This window comes from Bradyrhizobium murdochi (assembly GCF_000472965.1).
Lineage (GTDB): Bacteria > Pseudomonadota > Alphaproteobacteria > Rhizobiales > Xanthobacteraceae > Bradyrhizobium > Bradyrhizobium murdochi.
Map to the genome: position 1 here is coordinate 1 of NZ_AXAU01000037.1, position 14,505 is coordinate 14,505.

Consider the following 14,505-nt stretch of genomic DNA (forward strand, 5'->3'; position numbering starts at 1 on the left):
CGCGCTGCTCACGCAAGACGGCATGGATCTCGTAGCGGTTCATCCCCCGTTGGCGCTGAGCGATGATCTCGGCCTCGATCCCGTTCGGCTCGCGCCGTTCCCGCCATTTGGGCCCACGACGGCGCGGCAACAGGTCGGCTTCATCACCGCTCTGCAGATAGCGGTTGTAATACTTGCGGAAGGTCTGCGAACAGGTTCCGTGGTGGCGGTAGAAATCCCCAACACTCTTGAACACCGCCGATCGGCCCGCCTTGACCGCCTCATATTCCGGGATCAGAAACCGCCACTTCTGCAGGTAATTGCGTTCAATCGTCCGGTCATAGCTGTTATCGCGCATCGGATCGTCCTCCAGAGGAGCGATCCAATCAGCGAATTAGTGAACTTGCACAATTGCGAGGAGCGGAGCGACGAACTAATTCTCTCCTTCTGCCGCACGATGGATTGCTTCGCTGCATCAGCGGCTTGCCTTCCGGGAGGTCAAGGCTCGCTCATGGCCCTCGTGTGAGAAGAAACTTCACGTTCAACGCGAGCACAGAGATCGATGTCAAGCGCGCCAAGCCCTCCTGTAACATCGCGTCTGTCATTGGCGATGTAACGGCGATCCGGACGGCTTTGGGAATTGAGTCATCGGCGCTCTCCCCGAGGACAGCAAACATTTCGGCAGCGGGAATGTGAACAATAAGCCTCGCTGCTATTGCGACGCATGCGCGAGCCGAAATGTTCGATGGTAATTCGAGATCGATGCCGTAGGAGAGGCGTACGCCGACGGGGTCGCCAAATGCGGTGCCCCAAACTGTTGCAACACAGCGTCCATCAGCAACTCGTTAACTACATTATCGGCGTTGAATTCGCGGCCACGGGCCTTGGCTCGTCGCTGCATTCGCCAAGATCGAGGCCGCTGCGGAGGTTCTCGGGATCAAAATAGTGGATGTCCTCCCGCCGTGATCAAGCTGTCGGATCTGATGATTGGTAAATAGCCGCTGACGGGATGGAATGCGCGGCAGACGCAGGGCGATGTGGCGCCACCATCCCTCCACGACCTGGCGCTAGCACAGCAGCGTCGTACCGACATCTCCGGTGAAAGTCCGCCACGCGGCATGGTATTTTTCGGGGGGACGGCGGTGAGGAGCGGTACGCCAGCAAGGATTCCATCCGCAAATTCGTCGCGCAGGCCCCGGCCGGACGCCTCCTGCTTGGAAGAATTTGTTGATCACGAGGAGATCGAAGTGCCGCTTGATCGCGCGGGACACGACAACTGCGGCATCGGCAAGCCCATAGCATCGAGCTTGCAGGAAATGGCGCCGCTGCCGAGTGGCTGACAGATCGGAATCTCGCGCCCCCTCGCAACGTCGAGCGCGAGCATGGTTTTCGTGGCGTTTGTGCCCTTGAAGTTCCGCTGGACGATGCCGCCGACGCGCACGCCTTGCCACGCGAGATTCTGGGTGAAGTCGGCGAGCAGTCTATCCGCGTCTTGTTCCGGCCTGTAGAGGATTGCCGCGACGCGCTTGGGATCGATATCGGCGAGGTTGGCGATCATGGGCCTTGGCTCATGTCACACCGCGGCGCCTGCCTGTCCAGCATCTACTGCTGGCGTAGATGGCGCGATGCCCTAGGGTTCAGAGGTCGTGAACTAGCGAGACGACCTTTGACCTGGGCGAATACGCCAATTCCATAGTTGAGCCTTAGCGCATAGGTAGCGGCGCATCATGCGCGCCGTGCTGGAGGTCGCCGCCACACCTTTGGCCCGTACACTGAACTGCACATCGATCGCAAAGCTAGCGAGCCTATCGCTGAAGGGATTTCAATCCTGTCTGGTGTGGCTGTCCTCACGTGCTTTCCTTGCGATGCGCTTCTCGATCAACGCTGCGGCGAAGATTACCGCAAGCCCGAACGTCACCATGCCGACGGCAAGCCAGCTTGGCCACGGAGGCGTTTGGAAGCGGCTGCACCACAAAGGACAGCTCGTACAAAACCGATCCGACCACAAGCCCGGCAAAGTTGAAGGGGAGGGTGCGTCCGTCCCAGAAAGACGCGAGAATCCTGCGTTCGGCTGCGTCGACTCACAGGTGCCGAGCTCTTGCTCCGCGGCTGCGCCGTAAAGCGCCGCCGCCGGATTGTAGATCGACAGTGTGGCGAAGGTCTCCGCGTCGTTCACAAACTTCTGAGTCGATCTCCACAGCACGAGGTTGCCGATCGGATAGGTGAAGCGGCTTTGCGGAACCGCGAGACGGTTCTCGAGCAGTTTGCTCGGGCGGGTATCGTCGGCGGAGAGAAACACCTCAAACGGCGCGCCTTGCGTGATCTGGCCATAAAACTGTGCGCTCTCGCCAAAGCTCAACGGGGCCTCGCCTGGTCTTCTGCTTAAACGACGCTGCATCTCCTTGGCCGGCATGGTGAAGTTCGCAGCGACCGCCACATCGATCTCTGCCGCTTCTGCGTTTCCGACCACAAGCAGCGTCAAAACTGAATTGATCAGGATCAATCGGGTAAGCGTCATCGGGAATTCCTGGGACGGGGCCGCTGCGATGGCTTTGGCCATCGCCGCTCTTTAGCTCCTCATCCCAGCAATCCGCGTGCCGTTCAGGAAAATGGTGTGCGGCCTTGGTTGACGACAGTAAAACGCGCATAGCTGCCAGCGTGCTCTGTCGAATGGCTGGGTCGGCTTGTCGTGCTTCCCTTATCGGCGTCTTCAACCGCACATGCGTGGCACGACAAGAGTGGAGGCTTAGGATGATGCCGCTCGCCTCTCGTGCCGAGCTTCTCGTTTCACGCCGCGGCGCTTGCCTGTCCGGGCTCTGCTGTTGGCGTGGAAGCCGCTATGGTTTGCAGTGGCGGTTCAGAGGCCGAGAGCAGCGAAACGTGCTCGAGTTGGGCGAATACGTCCACTCCATCCTTGAGCCCTAGCGAATCAAAGGAGAAACGCGTGATGCGCGCCAAAATCTCCGTGCCCGAGCCCCCGGTGCCGAGAGCAAGTACCAGCGTGATCTCAGCCGCGCCGAGCGGCAAACAGGCTCTGATGCGCGCCGGAAAGACATTGAGGATGGAGCCTGCGCGCGGCGCTTCGCGCGCGACGCTGACGTCGCAGGCAGCGATGCGCAGCCGTTGGTGCACGCCGAGTGCAAGCGGCGGCGCCGGCACCAACAGGCGCGCACCTTTGAGACGGAGAAGAAGAAGCCCATAGCGCCCATCATAGCCGCTCACCATGGCATTAAGGCTGACGGCGGCTTCGCGGCTCGCCGCAAGCGGCAGCGCAGGATCGGTCTGCAAGACATGCAGCGGCCCAGCCGCGGTTACCATGCCGCGCTCCATCATAACGAGATAATCGGCAAAGCGTTCGATCTCCGCCATGTCATGGCCGATGTAGATCATCGGCAGCGCGAGCTTCTCGGGCAGGCGCTCGACGAACGGCAGAATCTCACGTTTGGCGCAGCTGTCGAGCGCGGCAAGCGGCTCGTCCATCACAAGCAGTCTGGGCTGAGACAACAGCGCGCGACCCATGGCGACACGCTGCCGCTCGCCGCCGGAGAGATGCGAGGGCGAGCGGTCGAGCAGCGGCGCTAGGTCGAGCAGTTCGACCACCTCATCAAACGCGATCGGCGTCGGTTTGGGTTTGGGCGCACCGTAAAGCAAGTTGCGCCTGACTGACAAATGGGGAAAAAGACTGGCCTCCTGAGACACATAGCCGATGGGACGCAGATGCGGTGGGCGGAAGGTAGTCTCGTCCTGCCATACCTCGCCATCGATGGCGCAGAAGCCGGCCGGCAAACGCTCGAGGCCAGCGATGCAGCGCGCCACCGCAGTCTTGCCGGAGCCTGGCGGGCCGAAAATCGCCGCGACGCCTTTGGCCGGTACGCTGAATTGCGTATCGAGTGGAAAGCTAGCAATACTGCCACTGAAGGCAATTTCAATCCGGCCCGGTGTGGCTGTCCTCACGTGCTCCTCCTTCTGCTGTATTTGTCGATCAAGGTTAAGGTGAGGACTACCGCAACGGCGAAAGTCGCCATGGCGCCGGCAAGCCAGCTTGCTTCGCGCCAGCGCGACTCTTGGACAAAGTCGACGAGAAAGGCCGACAGCACCTTGGTGCGCCCAGGAATGTTGCCGCCGATCATCAGCACGACGCCGAACGTGCCGATCGTATGCGCAAAGCCAAGCACGGCGGCTGTCAGAAGACCCGGTCGCGCCAGAGGCAGGGCGACCGTGAAGAAGGCATATAACGGTGAGGCGCGCAGAGTGGCCGCGATCTCCATCGGGCGGTCACCCATGGCAGCGAAGGCGTTGCGGATGGGCTGCACCACCAAAGGCAGCGCGGACAAAGCCGATCCGACCACGAGCCCCGTAAAGGTGAAGGCCAGCGTGCGCCCGCCCGAGAGAGAGGCGAGAAGGCCGACCGGACCGAGCAGGGCGAGCAGACAAAAACCGAGTACTGTTGGCGGCAGCACCAGCGGCAGCGCGATGATCGTGGCCACCGCCTCAGTCCAAAGGCTCTTCGAACGTGCCAGCCACCACGCGAGCGGCGTGCCAACGATCAGCAGGATCACGGTCGTCACGCTCGCAAGCTCGATCGTGAGCCCGAGCGACTGCCAGATTTCTGGCGAAAAGCCATCCATGTGCGTCAACTTAAGCGTTCGAGCACAGAGCACATGGTCATGCTCGCGCAATGATTGCGTAGGCTAACGGGCCCTTTACGGAAGGCGCGTGTCGCTCGTTTATTTGCATCAGTCTCCAACCGAACCACGTCCTGCGAGATCGGGTCACAGACTCCTGCGGCACAAGCCAGCGCGAAACGGTCTTGCTGTCTGCGAGTTGCGAAAGCGGGGCGGCGCTGAGCTCGGCATTGACCGTCTCGACGAATTGAGTAGGCCTGCGTGATGGTTGCGCCCCCGACCAGCTTCGGTTGCATCCCCACGTAAACGTCGATGGCCTTCATCGCTTCCACCGCAGCCGCGCCATAGAGCGCCGCGGCGGAGTTGCAGATCGACAATTTTAGGAAAGATGCCGTCCTGAACGTGTCGGAGCCGTTCAACGAACTTGGCCATCCTGCTCCAGAGCACCAGGTTGCCGCTAGCGTAAGTGAGCCGGCTTTCACGTAGGGTGAGAACATCCTCGACCAATTTCTTCGTGCGGGAATCGCCGGCCGAGAGAATAACTTGGCGCGGCCCGTCCTGCGTAATCTGGCTATAAAGCTGTCGGCTCGCTGACACGGCCTTCTGTTTGGATTTCTGCTTGAGGGGTGCGATGTCCCCGGCCGGCTCGGTGAACTTGGCGGCAACCGCGACATTGATGTTCGCCGGCTCTTCACTTCCGAGCATAAGCGGCATCAGTGCTTTGATCGGGATCAATCGAGCGCGGCTCATCGGGCAGTCCTGAGACGGGGCCGCTGCGAGCACTTTGGCAGCGGCGGGTTTGCTCCTGCTCCCAGCAATCGGCGTGCCGCTCGCCGATTCTGGTGAGCGCCTTGCATGGCCAGCGAAAACGCGTAACTGCCTGCTTTTGGCTGACGTTGCCGATTGTCGGACTTCCGATATCGTCGTCTTGAATCGGACAAGCTGGCCGCTCGTGTGATGTCGGTCGCCTCTCAACGCGCGGCGGTCAGATATTCGAGTTCGTATTGGGGGAGGAAAATCATGACAAGATCGGAACTGCGGCCGCCGCGCGGGCGTCTCGACCCTGGTACAAGCTCCTTTATGTCCAGGTGCTGATCGCGATCCTGATCGGTGTCCTCGTCCGCTGATGTCACCGTCTCGCGACCAATTTAGGTCAAGGCGCTCGGCGACGGCTTGATCAAGCTGATCAAGATGGTGATCGCGCCGATCATCTTCTGTAAGGTGGCTTCCGGCATCGCTCACATCCATCATGCGAAAAAGGTCGGACGCTTATATCCCCCAATGAACCTACCATGTGTGTAAGTTCAATGGGCTAGATGTGGTAGAATCTACCACGTGCCGGACGCAGGGAAGTCGCTGCAATGAGTTGATGAGATCGCAAATTTAGCTGCAATTTCGATGGTTTAGATCCATTCGTCTAGCGGTCAGGACGCGGCCCTGTCAAGGCTGAAACAGGGGTTCGATTCCCCTAGGGAGCGCCATTCTCGCAATCAAGCTATTGATTTCTAAGACCTCGGTTGTGGTGTTTGCCACTTCATCGACAGGCGGTTTGCCACTTCGGTTCTCAGATTGTCGTTGGATTGCCTGTCTGGCCAATCGTGCTTGATCTGCCGCTCGCGTATATCGTTCCACCTCGGCCAACGTTTTGTGCGCGGTGATTGCTGCGATCTCGCTTGCCGAGCACCCCGCTTCCGCGAGGCGCCGCGCGGCCGCCTTCCGGAGACCATGCGCTTTGCAGCGTTGAGGCAGTCCGGCCTCGCGGATCGCAGTTGAGATCATCTGGCCGAACCCTTTCACCGCGAACCGTTCGCCATAGGCCGTGGCTAAGATTGTCGAGTGACTGCGGGTCGCAGTAGAGAGCACACGATACAACGTCTCATGGATCGGAATTGTAAGTTTCGCCGCCGTCTTCTGCTGTGCAACTCGAATAGTATTTCCGACGATGTCTCCCCAGGTCATTCGATAAACATCTGACCCGCGTTGCCCCGTGTAGAGGAGGAGTGCAAATGTGAGGCGCTCACGTGTCCCTTCGGGCCAGTGATGCTCGAAGACCGAGATTTCGCCTTCATTCCAAGTGTGAATCTCCTTCGACTTGTATCCCTTCACGCCGGCCGTCGGATTTCGATCTGTCCAACCCAACGCCATCGCGTAGCGGATCAATGTTCGGATGCGCTTTAGCAAAATAATGCCTGCTCCAGGCTTGTTAGCCATCTTGCCGATAACGATATCAACGTGCTCCCGCCATCATTTGATCGACGCGTCGATGACCGTGTTGTTCGAGAAAACCGTCGATCACCCGTCGATAGTTGGTACGGCTGGATTCGGACAGGGACTGATACTGCGGCGATCCGTAATAGCGAATAGCGAGCGCAGCGAAGGTCTTTGGAGCCGCGGTCGGTCGTGGCTCAACATCGCGCGGCCGGTCGCTTAGCAGCGTCGAATAAGCGTCCATGAATTCGGCAGAGCCTGGCAATCCGGGAAGAGGTGAACGTTTTCCGTGGCGCCGGAAATAGTATCGCATACGGCCGGCGCGGTCGCGGAATGCGTGCACATACTTCAACCGGATCACACCACGTCCGCCCATGTATTGGACCCCTCGACCTCTCCATCATGGGGGAGAGCCTTGAATGCTGCACGCAGCTCGTCAACGTCCCAAACAGACCGGCCGTCAATGCGGCGAGGTCGCGGCATCCGCGCCTCTTTCACAAGGAGACGGAACTTGCTTGCTGAGACCCCGATCGCGGCTGCGGCTTCTATTTCGCTGAGGCCAAATACAACTGGCAAAAGTGGCAATATGTCGATTCGCGAGGGTGCGCGCTTCATGGTCTGCACCACGGCGGCTGAAAATAGAGCGATGGTCTTTGGCCACTTTGCCAAATTCGCAATCGAGATGAATGTCGAGGGTGCACCGCTCGCAAAATCGGCGGTCGCTTAGTGCAGTTTGGCTGGTTGTGAAAATTCCGCGACCGACGATAGGTCGCTAGTTAATGTGATCGAAGGCATGGGCTTCCGGTGACCGATATTGGCCGCCAGAATTGCTGAGTGCCAAGAGCGAATAGGGGGGCGGGTGGGGTTGGATTAGCTGCTATTCAAAACGGCGAGGCGCTCCGGATTGTGACCATCGACCTCGCCGATCGTGGCGCGGCCGCGGCACCCGCGGGTGTTCATCAATCCGCTGTTGGCTTGGAGCAGAACAGGCGAGGGTCAGCCATGGGGGCTGCCTGTAAGTTCCGGGCTATTACGACCCTGTCGTGCGACCGGCGGCTGTTGGCGTCAGTTATCGTGACCTCGACGGCAAATCTCGTGGGCTTGAAGCGACCGGTCTTCTCGCCGTCTGCCTCCAGCATGAGATCGATCATCGCGATGGCGCACTATTCGCTGACCGCATGTCCAGACATAAGCGCGGATACGCTCTTGAAGATATTGCCCAGAGTGGCGCTGACCGCCACAACCCGCGCCAGGGTCAGCCAGCGATAGGAGAGCTTTGCCGCTAAGGCCGAAGCGTTCATGCGGGTTAGCGACGATCAAACCTGATCGGGACGGCAATCGTCAGCGTGTTTCCGCTCTGGCCGGCAGGAGGCGCCGGCACCGGACTTGCGCGTCGCGCGAGGGCGACAGCCTCGCTGTCGAGGGCATGGTCACCTGACGAGCGCGCCAAACGCGCCGACACTACACGGCCGCCCTGGTCGATCGTGAATATGACCGACGCAGCCCCTTGGCTGGCGCCTGGGGGATAGCGCTTGTGTCGATTGAGATGCGCGGCAAGGGCGCTTTGCCAGCTTGCGGCAGATGCAGACGGGACGCGCGCTGCGCTTGGCGCCGGGGCGGCGAAGCGGTCCGCGCGCTGTTGCGTCCTGACGCTCGGCGCGCTCGTCTGGGGGATGGCCCGTTTCGGCGCCGGCCTCTTGGGCTGTGGTTCAGGTGCTTTCGACGGCGGCGTCAGCACAGCGTCCGCACGCTCATTCTCGGGTAGCTCGGGAATGTCGACCTCGAGATTCCGAGCGGAAGGCGGTTCGACGGGTTGGGTCGTCTCTTTCGGTTCTTCAGGCGGCTTCTCCTGCGGGGCAGGAATTGGATCGGGCGGGGTTTCCGTCACCTGCGGTCCGGGAGCGACGTCGGCCGTCGTCGGCTCCGGCGCGGCGGTGAGCGGCGCGAGCTCGATCATGATGGCTTCCGGCGGCCCACCCGGCATCGCCGGCGGCGCCGGCCAGTTCATGGTGAGCCACATGACCCCCGCATGCAGCGCGACCACGGCAAGGCCGGCCGCCGTCCAGCGCAACACTGAGGGCAGCGTCACCTCGCCGCCGATCCTGCCATCAGGGTCGCGCCAGCCGATCGCCGTCATGGCTGCGTCGCGGGGCCTGAGGCCGGGGCCGTCGCCTGGCCGGTATCTTCGAGTCCGACCAGCGCGATCTTCAGGTAACCCGCCTGCCGCAGCAGATTCATCACGTTCATCAACTCGCGATAGGCGACGACGCCATCGGCACGCAGGAAGACACGCTGCTCGCGATCATGGCTGGTGTGTCGATCCAGCGTTGCCTGCAAGGCGCTGCGCGGCACATCGTCGTTGCCGAGCGCCAAGCTCAGATCCCGCTTGACGGTGAGGAATACCGGCTTGTCCGGACGCGGTTGGGGCTGCGCATTGGACACTGGCAGATCGACCGCGACATCGACCGTCGATAGCGGTGCAGCCACCATAAAGATGATGAGCAGCACCAGCATCACGTCGATGAACGGCGTAACGTTGATCTCGCTCAGTTCATCGATGCCGCCGTCCTGCGGATCCTTGAGTGATACGGCCATGGCTGCTCACTCCGCAGCGGTGCGGCTGCGCTCCAGCGACACCACCGGCGAGAGCAGCCCGCGGTCCTGCCGTTCCAGATCGCGCGAGATGTGCTGAATGATCTCGCCGGAGGCATCCGACAACAGCGCCCGATAGCTGGCGAGCGCACGAGCGAACACGTTGTAGATAATGACAGCCGGAATGGCAGCCACCAACCCGAGTGCGGTCGCCAGCAGCGCCTCGGCAATGCCCGGCGCGACCACCGCAAGGTTGGTGGTCTTGGACTGCGAGATGCCGATGAACGAGTTCATGATGCCCCACACGGTGCCGAATAGGCCGACGAACGGGGCGGTCGCGCCGATCGTCGCCAACAATCCAGTGCCGCGGGCGATGTCGCGGCCGGCCTTGGCCTCGATGCGCGAAAGCGCAATCGCAAGACGTTCCTTGATGCCGTCAGCCGACAGGTTCGGCGAGCGACGGCATTCGCGCTCGGCGGCTTGCATCAGATCGGCAACGGCGCCCTTGCCGGTCCAGCCGGCTTCGATCTCCTCGCGTGCCGCTTCCAGATTGTCGGCGCGGGTAAGTTTGCGCACGCAACTGCGGGTCCGCCGCCGGGCGGCCATCAATTCCAGGCCCTTGGCAAACCAGATCGTCCAGGTCACCAGCGAGGCGAACGCCAGCCCGATCATCACCGCCTTCACGACGATGTCTGCCTGCATGAACATCCCCCACGGCGACAAGTCATGAGGCAATGTTGCGGATGCCGTGGTGGATAGAGACGTGCTGCCCCCAGCCCTAACAGTGGAATTGGACGGAGACGGCAGCCCCTGGCTTGCAGGTCCCACATCTGAGGGTACGGCTGGAGGTTCTCCGCGAGGAATGGATGGCGCCGACTGCGTCGCTGCAGAGGGCTCCGGCGTCTGCGCCTGGAGAGAACCAGACAGGCTGGTGAGGGTGACCGCAGTCATCAGGAGGATGCGAATAACCCGAGTCCTTTCTAAACGGCGAGCAATGTCCGCAGTGGCGATGACTGGCGGACATCGCTCGGCCGGTCTTTCGATTACTTGGCGACCAGATCCGAGCCGCTCAGAATTTTACGGAGGAGAACAACCGAACATTGCGTCCCGGTTGTAGGACCTCATCCTTCTTGTACGATTGGTGAAAGCGGATGTCGTCATCCAGGAGATTCTCGCCTTTCAGGCCGAGAGTTACTTCCACGGGTAGGGATCCTGTCGGCATTGTGGTCGTGTAGCTTAGCTCCGCGTTGAGAAGATTATATCCAGCAGTCGGCGTCTCGAACGCTCCGAGATTGTTTTGCGCGAACGCATGCAACAGATTAATTCGCGCGATCCAGTTTGGATCTCGATAGAATAATCCGCCACCCAACCGGTGAGGCGGAATCTTGGGAACGAAGCTGCCATCCGCGAAAGTGGCGCGGACAAAATCGTACTGTGCCTCAACGCCCCATACGCCATTCCAGACTTTGGCAACGTCATGCTCGACCTGAAGTTCGCCACCGACGAACTTTGCGTCGCGCTGCGAGTAAATGATCTGATCGAAGCTCGCGCCTGGAGTGCCGCAGGAGGCGAAGTCGTCGCCGCACCTGATGCCGGTGAAATTCTTGAAGATGAAGTTGTCGAATTTCGTGTAGAAAACAGACGCATCGAACCGGGTCTCGCCACGACCGCGCTTGAGCCCGACTTCGAGAGAATTGGCTTTCTCAAGCGTCATGGTCGGGTCGCCGATCTCGAAGGTCCGCGGTGTATCGTGCGGTCCCTTGTAGAACAATTCGATCGGATCAGGGGACCGCTCGACATGCTGTACCGTAACTCGGGCGACCATCTCATAGGGGAGATCGTACAACAGTCCAGCGCTGGCGCTGATCGGCACAAAGTTGCGGACAACCGGGAACAGCGTCGGATCGTTGGGGGGCGGAAGAAACGAGGCCGGGAAGCGCGCGCCGGTGCCGTTGATGTCCGTGCGCTCGGCGCGGATGGCGCCTTGGGCGCGTAGCGCAGATGTGATCTGCAGTTCCTCGAACACGAAGGCCGCGATGTTCTGCGCGCGGGCCGGGGCCAGTAGCTGTTCTTCCGCGCCTCCGACCGACAGATCGCGCCGGCCCCATTGAAAACCGACGGCGCCTCTTAGCTCCCCGAAAGCGGTATTGACGGGCAGATGAGAGATTTCCGCACGCGATTCGATTTCTCGGTTCTTGAAAGTCGAACCAACTTCGGCTGCGGCGCCCAGGCCGTCAACTTCCAGGTGCTTGTAATCGGTATAGCCGAGCCAGTACCTGATCGTATCAATTCCAGTTTCGCGAAGGCGCCACTCACCGCGGCTGTTCCATTTTGATTGGCGGAGGTCAATATGGTTCTTCGCCCGGGCCGACTCGATGCCCGGAATGAAATAGGTCATCGCCATATTCTGGTAAGACATCCCCACGAAGCCATCATTGAAAATGTAAGAACCGCCGACGCTTTGCCCCTCGGAAGAGTAGCTTGAGTTCTCTTGAACTCCGCCTGGAATGCGGTAGTCGCCAGCGCTTCGCTTGAATGCATCGAGGTGGAGCGAGAAATTTCCGCCACCTGCGTCGAGCAGGACGGCTCCGTCCTTGCCGTTGCTGACGCTGTTCAGGCCACCACGCGCCTGAAAAGCGACGCCGTTCGTTGGGACGCTTGTCGGAATACGCCCGTTATTGGCGCTCACAACACCGCCGATGGCCTGCGAGCCATAGCGCAGAGTACCGGGTCCGCGAATGACCTCGATCTGGCCGCTCATGAGCGGATCGATTGTCACTGCATGGTCTTCTCCCAGGTTTGCCATGTCGCCGGAGCCGATGCCGTCTTCCTGCGTGCGAACGCGGAAGCCACCGAGTCCACGGATCACCGGACGACTTGCGACAGGGGAGAACGATGTCGATGAAACGCCGGGTGTCGTACTCAGGGTGTCGCCAAGAGACGCTGCCCCTCGGCTCAAGGTCTGCTGAGGGGTAACTACCGATACCGAGCTGAATGATGGAGCTACCGGTATCGATTGAGAGGGGGCCCACCAAGGGACGTTTTCGCCGGTACTCCGGCCTGATTGTGCGATTGGGCTGGGCGATGTGACCACAATCTCGTCGAGTTGGACTACCTGGGCATGCGCACCCGTCGACAAGGCGAGCGCACTCGCCCCCAGCGCCCATCGATACAACCGCATGCCAGCTACCCCTTATTGCGAATTTGTTGCAATAAGGGAATTGCATGTCCGTTTCTGGATGTCAACTTATTGCAATTAAGTCTCAAAAGCAGAAGAGCGACTTATGTGAAATGCAGGAAACGTGTAGAGAGGTCACGCGCTGATCGCAGGCAGGCCGCGACCGGCGCCACCGGGTAAGGCACTGATGAAATCAAAACTGGATGAAGAGTTTGAGCGGCTGTGCCGTGAGAAAGGTTTGCGGTTGACCGGGCCGCGCCGCATCATTCTCGATGTACTGGCCAAGGCATCAGATCATCCCGATGCGATCGAAGTGCATCGGCGTGCAAGTTTGATCGATCCAAGCATCGCCATTGCGACCGTTTATCGTACCGTGCGACTGCTCGAAGATTCGGGGATTCTCGAAAGTCATGCTTTTGGCGATGGCCGGGCAAGATATGAGACGGCGGATCGGGAGCATCATGATCACCTGATCAATATTGAGACCGGTGATGTCATCGAATTCCGTTCAGATGAGATCGAGCGGCTACAGGAAGGGATTGCGCGCGCTCACGGCTTTGAGATTGTCAGTCATCGCCTTGAAATCTTCGTCAAGCCGCTGAAAGGGGGCAAGCGAAAGAAGACGTCACGGGACAGGCGGTAAGGAGCACCTCTGCCGGTTTCCCACGTTGACGTCAATCGCTGCGCGACAACCGTTTCGTTGCCGATGGCCGTCGCCTGACTGACCGCGATAGCCGCCGGCCCGGCACGAGGCCCATCCCCCAAGCGCCAGCCCTGGGCCAAATACGCTGCCAGCGGCAACGTTTGCCCTCCAGAGGGCCCAAGCTTCCATAATGTGCGATCATCCGCCCGCTTGTATCGCTCGAAAAGCTGAGCAACTCCGAGGGGAGAACCCGGCTTCAGAAGACCATGCTTCGCGATCAAGCCAGATAGGCTTCTTGCAGTGTACGCACCGCGGCTACGCAGCGCAACTCATGGAAGCCGAGCGGCTTCACGGATTCTGCCTCGTCCGGAAGCGTTGGAAAGAGGTCCAGATGGGCTATGGCAATAGCCTGATCATTTGCGCGATCAATCCGTTTCGGATCGCTGGCCGCGAGCAATCAAATGACATCTTGGAGCAGCTCGACGAAAAGCACCACTACGCATTCTTCGAAGTGCCTGAGATAGGGTTCGACAGTCGCCTGTTCGCGCTGGCGAAACGTGCGATCAAGGATGGCCTCACCCACGATTACAACGGTGAGTTGTAAAGCGCGGTATGGAGCGAAATGGTCATCTCCATGATCGAAGTTGTTTTCACGCACAACTTTGCTTTCCGGCCTACCGGAATTGTTCGCGAGGCGTACTCAAACTATCTGAACATGCTCTATGCCGATGAAAATGCAGGCCTGTGCGACGAGGATATCTCGGTGCTCAAGGTCAACGAGCTGTACAGCTGGTCAACGCTTGGCAGTTCATGGAGCGGTGCGGATTCACCGAGCCCGGTCATAAGGACGGGTTGGAAGATGAGAGCGTGGGATAGAGGTGAAGACGGTTACACCGTTGTGATGATCTGATCATCGTCCGAAAAGGGCAGCAAGATCCCGAGTTGCGTAGTGTAGAAAGCGATTTCAGTTGTCAGCGTTCCAATCTCTGAAATCTGATCATTATCGTCCTTTTCGCTGACTTCGACTCTCTCGCTCCATGGTAGGCCGATCTCGCGAAAAACCTTGTCGCTGCTCCAAGTCAAAAAAGTATGTCCGATCAGATTTCGCTTTTCACCTAGCTTTCGTGCTCGTTCGCTGAGCTTGTTCCATTGGCTGCGCAGAGTAACAAGCCTTCTGTCGGTTGATACGGCATTTACGACGTGCTGGGCGTCGAACGCTTTTGTTGTCTGCCGGAGGCGTTCGGTTAATGCACGTACTTGTCCCATTTCGCGCGCTCGCT

General features: G+C 59.9%; 17 protein-coding genes, 1 tRNA gene and 3 pseudogenes. 7 read left to right on the forward strand and 14 right to left on the reverse strand.

The genetic code is table 11. The features are described from left to right. From YUO_RS42855 to YUO_RS42875, 6 genes and pseudogenes are all read right to left on the reverse strand, one after another. On the reverse strand, positions 1-337 hold a 337-nt coding region (locus YUO_RS42855; RefSeq protein WP_035728352.1), incomplete at its 3' end, for a helix-turn-helix domain-containing protein. A 579-nt stretch (positions 338-916) separates the two neighbouring features. Further along, positions 917-1,537, reverse strand: a pseudogene (locus tag YUO_RS42860) (DUF2478 domain-containing protein). 264 nt (positions 1,538-1,801) lie between these two features. Further along, positions 1,802-2,539: a molybdate ABC transporter substrate-binding protein gene (gene modA, locus YUO_RS49175; RefSeq protein ID WP_051379829.1), complete on the reverse strand. Its 738-nt coding sequence runs from the start codon at positions 2,537-2,539 to the stop codon at positions 1,802-1,804. A 227-nt stretch (positions 2,540-2,766) separates the two neighbouring features. After that, positions 2,767-3,933, reverse strand: coding sequence for a molybdenum ABC transporter ATP-binding protein (gene modC / locus YUO_RS42870; protein WP_051379830.1), 1,167 nt, complete (start codon positions 3,931-3,933; stop codon positions 2,767-2,769). Beyond that, entirely contained in the window at positions 3,930-4,607 is a 678-nt protein-coding gene (modB, locus tag YUO_RS0135445) for a molybdate ABC transporter permease subunit (protein WP_028351423.1), read from the reverse strand. The genes modC and modB overlap by 4 nt, the downstream gene beginning before the upstream one ends. A gap of 144 nt (positions 4,608-4,751) precedes the next feature. Beyond that, entirely contained in the window at positions 4,752-5,354 is a 603-nt protein-coding gene (locus YUO_RS42875; RefSeq protein ID WP_156908913.1) for a type 2 periplasmic-binding domain-containing protein, read from the reverse strand. 278 nt (positions 5,355-5,632) lie between these two features. Between YUO_RS42875 and YUO_RS45615 the strand changes: the two are divergent. Together YUO_RS45615 and YUO_RS0135465 are read left to right on the forward strand one after the other, a co-directional pair. Continuing rightward, positions 5,633-5,876, forward strand: a pseudogene (locus YUO_RS45615) (cation:dicarboxylate symporter family transporter); the annotation flags it as partial. Positions 5,877-6,016: 140 nt separating this feature from the next. Next, positions 6,017-6,085: transfer RNA gene (locus YUO_RS0135465), tRNA-Asp, on the forward strand. Here the strand turns inward: YUO_RS0135465 and YUO_RS49180 are convergent. Both YUO_RS49180 and YUO_RS46780 read right to left on the reverse strand, forming a co-directional pair. After that, on the reverse strand, positions 6,045-6,815 hold the full coding sequence (locus tag YUO_RS49180; RefSeq protein WP_083754866.1) for a tyrosine-type recombinase/integrase: 771 nt from the start codon (positions 6,813-6,815) through the stop codon (positions 6,045-6,047). The two genes, YUO_RS0135465 and YUO_RS49180, sit on opposite strands and share 41 nt — an antisense overlap. A 16-nt stretch (positions 6,816-6,831) precedes the next feature. Beyond that, positions 6,832-7,188: a hypothetical protein gene (locus YUO_RS46780; RefSeq protein ID WP_156908914.1), complete on the reverse strand. Its 357-nt coding sequence runs from the start codon at positions 7,186-7,188 to the stop codon at positions 6,832-6,834. A gap of 135 nt (positions 7,189-7,323) precedes the next feature. Here YUO_RS46780 and YUO_RS46785 point away from each other — a divergent pair, with 135 nt between their 5' ends. Then, entirely contained in the window at positions 7,324-7,539 is a 216-nt protein-coding gene (locus YUO_RS46785) for a hypothetical protein (RefSeq protein ID WP_156908915.1), read from the forward strand. Positions 7,540-7,843: 304 nt separating this feature from the next. Then, positions 7,844-8,098, forward strand: a pseudogene (locus YUO_RS49185) (peptide deformylase); the annotation flags it as partial. A 20-nt stretch (positions 8,099-8,118) separates the two neighbouring features. Here YUO_RS49185 and YUO_RS0135495 read toward each other — a convergent pair. The 4 genes from YUO_RS0135495 to YUO_RS0135510 all read right to left on the reverse strand — a co-directional run bounded on the left by YUO_RS0135495 (position 8,119) and on the right by YUO_RS0135510 (position 12,585). After that, positions 8,119-8,949, reverse strand: coding sequence for an energy transducer TonB family protein (locus YUO_RS0135495; RefSeq protein WP_028351425.1), 831 nt, complete (start codon positions 8,947-8,949; stop codon positions 8,119-8,121). Then, complete coding sequence (gene exbD, locus YUO_RS0135500; protein WP_028351426.1) at positions 8,946-9,407, reverse strand: TonB system transport protein ExbD; 462 nt, start codon at positions 9,405-9,407, stop codon at positions 8,946-8,948. Before exbD ends, YUO_RS0135495 begins: the two co-directional genes overlap by 4 nt. Positions 9,408-9,413: 6 nt before the next feature. Then, a complete protein-coding gene (gene exbB / locus YUO_RS0135505; RefSeq protein WP_083754863.1) occupies positions 9,414-10,112 on the reverse strand; it encodes a tonB-system energizer ExbB in 699 nt (232 codons plus the stop codon). A 361-nt stretch (positions 10,113-10,473) separates the two neighbouring features. Further along, on the reverse strand, positions 10,474-12,585 hold the full coding sequence (locus YUO_RS0135510) for a TonB-dependent receptor (protein ID WP_028351428.1): 2,112 nt from the start codon (positions 12,583-12,585) through the stop codon (positions 10,474-10,476). Between the two features lie 184 nt (positions 12,586-12,769). Between YUO_RS0135510 and YUO_RS0135515 the strand changes: the two genes are divergently transcribed. Then, positions 12,770-13,225 (forward strand): Fur family transcriptional regulator, encoded by a 456-nt coding sequence (locus tag YUO_RS0135515; protein WP_035728359.1) that lies wholly within the window; start codon positions 12,770-12,772, stop codon positions 13,223-13,225. Here the strand turns inward: YUO_RS0135515 and YUO_RS48270 are convergent. After that, positions 13,153-13,506, reverse strand: coding sequence for a hypothetical protein (locus tag YUO_RS48270; RefSeq protein WP_083754864.1), 354 nt, complete (start codon positions 13,504-13,506; stop codon positions 13,153-13,155). The two genes, YUO_RS0135515 and YUO_RS48270, sit on opposite strands and share 73 nt — an antisense overlap. A 50-nt stretch (positions 13,507-13,556) precedes the next feature. On the opposite strand from YUO_RS48270, the gene YUO_RS44190 reads away from it, so the two are divergent. Further along, entirely contained in the window at positions 13,557-13,829 is a 273-nt protein-coding gene (locus tag YUO_RS44190; RefSeq protein WP_028351430.1) for a hypothetical protein, read from the forward strand. 18 nt (positions 13,830-13,847) lie between these two features. Beyond that, positions 13,848-14,135: a hypothetical protein gene (locus YUO_RS44195; RefSeq protein WP_028351431.1), complete on the forward strand. Its 288-nt coding sequence runs from the start codon at positions 13,848-13,850 to the stop codon at positions 14,133-14,135. Here YUO_RS44195 and YUO_RS42895 read toward each other — a convergent pair. Beyond that, a complete protein-coding gene (locus tag YUO_RS42895) occupies positions 14,114-14,491 on the reverse strand; it encodes a hypothetical protein (protein ID WP_035728361.1) in 378 nt (125 codons plus the stop codon). The two genes, YUO_RS44195 and YUO_RS42895, sit on opposite strands and share 22 nt — an antisense overlap. Positions 14,492-14,505 lie beyond the last annotated feature (14 nt).

What these genes read in the sequence shown, in the direction of transcription:
- modA (WP_051379829.1), bottom strand. Translation starts at nt 2,539, where the DNA reads ATGGCCAAAGCCATCGCAGCGGCCCCGTCCCAGGAATTCCCGATGACG.
- modB (WP_028351423.1), bottom strand. Translation starts at nt 4,607, where the DNA reads ATGGATGGCTTTTCGCCAGAAATCTGGCAGTCGCTCGGGCTCACGATC.
- YUO_RS42875 (WP_156908913.1), bottom strand. Translation starts at nt 5,354, where the DNA reads ATGAGCCGCGCTCGATTGATCCCGATCAAAGCACTGATGCCGCTTATG.
- YUO_RS49180 (WP_083754866.1), bottom strand. Translation starts at nt 6,815, where the DNA reads ATGGCTAACAAGCCTGGAGCAGGCATTATTTTGCTAAAGCGCATCCGA.
- YUO_RS46780 (WP_156908914.1), bottom strand. Translation starts at nt 7,188, where the DNA reads ATGGGCGGACGTGGTGTGATCCGGTTGAAGTATGTGCACGCATTCCGC.
- YUO_RS0135495 (WP_028351425.1), bottom strand. Translation starts at nt 8,949, where the DNA reads ATGACGGCGATCGGCTGGCGCGACCCTGATGGCAGGATCGGCGGCGAG.
- exbD (WP_028351426.1), bottom strand. Translation starts at nt 9,407, where the DNA reads ATGGCCGTATCACTCAAGGATCCGCAGGACGGCGGCATCGATGAACTG.
- exbB (WP_083754863.1), bottom strand. Translation starts at nt 10,112, where the DNA reads ATGTTCATGCAGGCAGACATCGTCGTGAAGGCGGTGATGATCGGGCTG.
- YUO_RS0135510 (WP_028351428.1), bottom strand. Translation starts at nt 12,585, where the DNA reads ATGCGGTTGTATCGATGGGCGCTGGGGGCGAGTGCGCTCGCCTTGTCG.
- YUO_RS0135515 (WP_035728359.1), top strand. Translation starts at nt 12,770, where the DNA reads ATGAAATCAAAACTGGATGAAGAGTTTGAGCGGCTGTGCCGTGAGAAA.
- YUO_RS44190 (WP_028351430.1), top strand. Translation starts at nt 13,557, where the DNA reads ATGGAAGCCGAGCGGCTTCACGGATTCTGCCTCGTCCGGAAGCGTTGG.
- YUO_RS44195 (WP_028351431.1), top strand. Translation starts at nt 13,848, where the DNA reads ATGGTCATCTCCATGATCGAAGTTGTTTTCACGCACAACTTTGCTTTC.
- YUO_RS42895 (WP_035728361.1), bottom strand. Translation starts at nt 14,491, where the DNA reads ATGGGACAAGTACGTGCATTAACCGAACGCCTCCGGCAGACAACAAAA.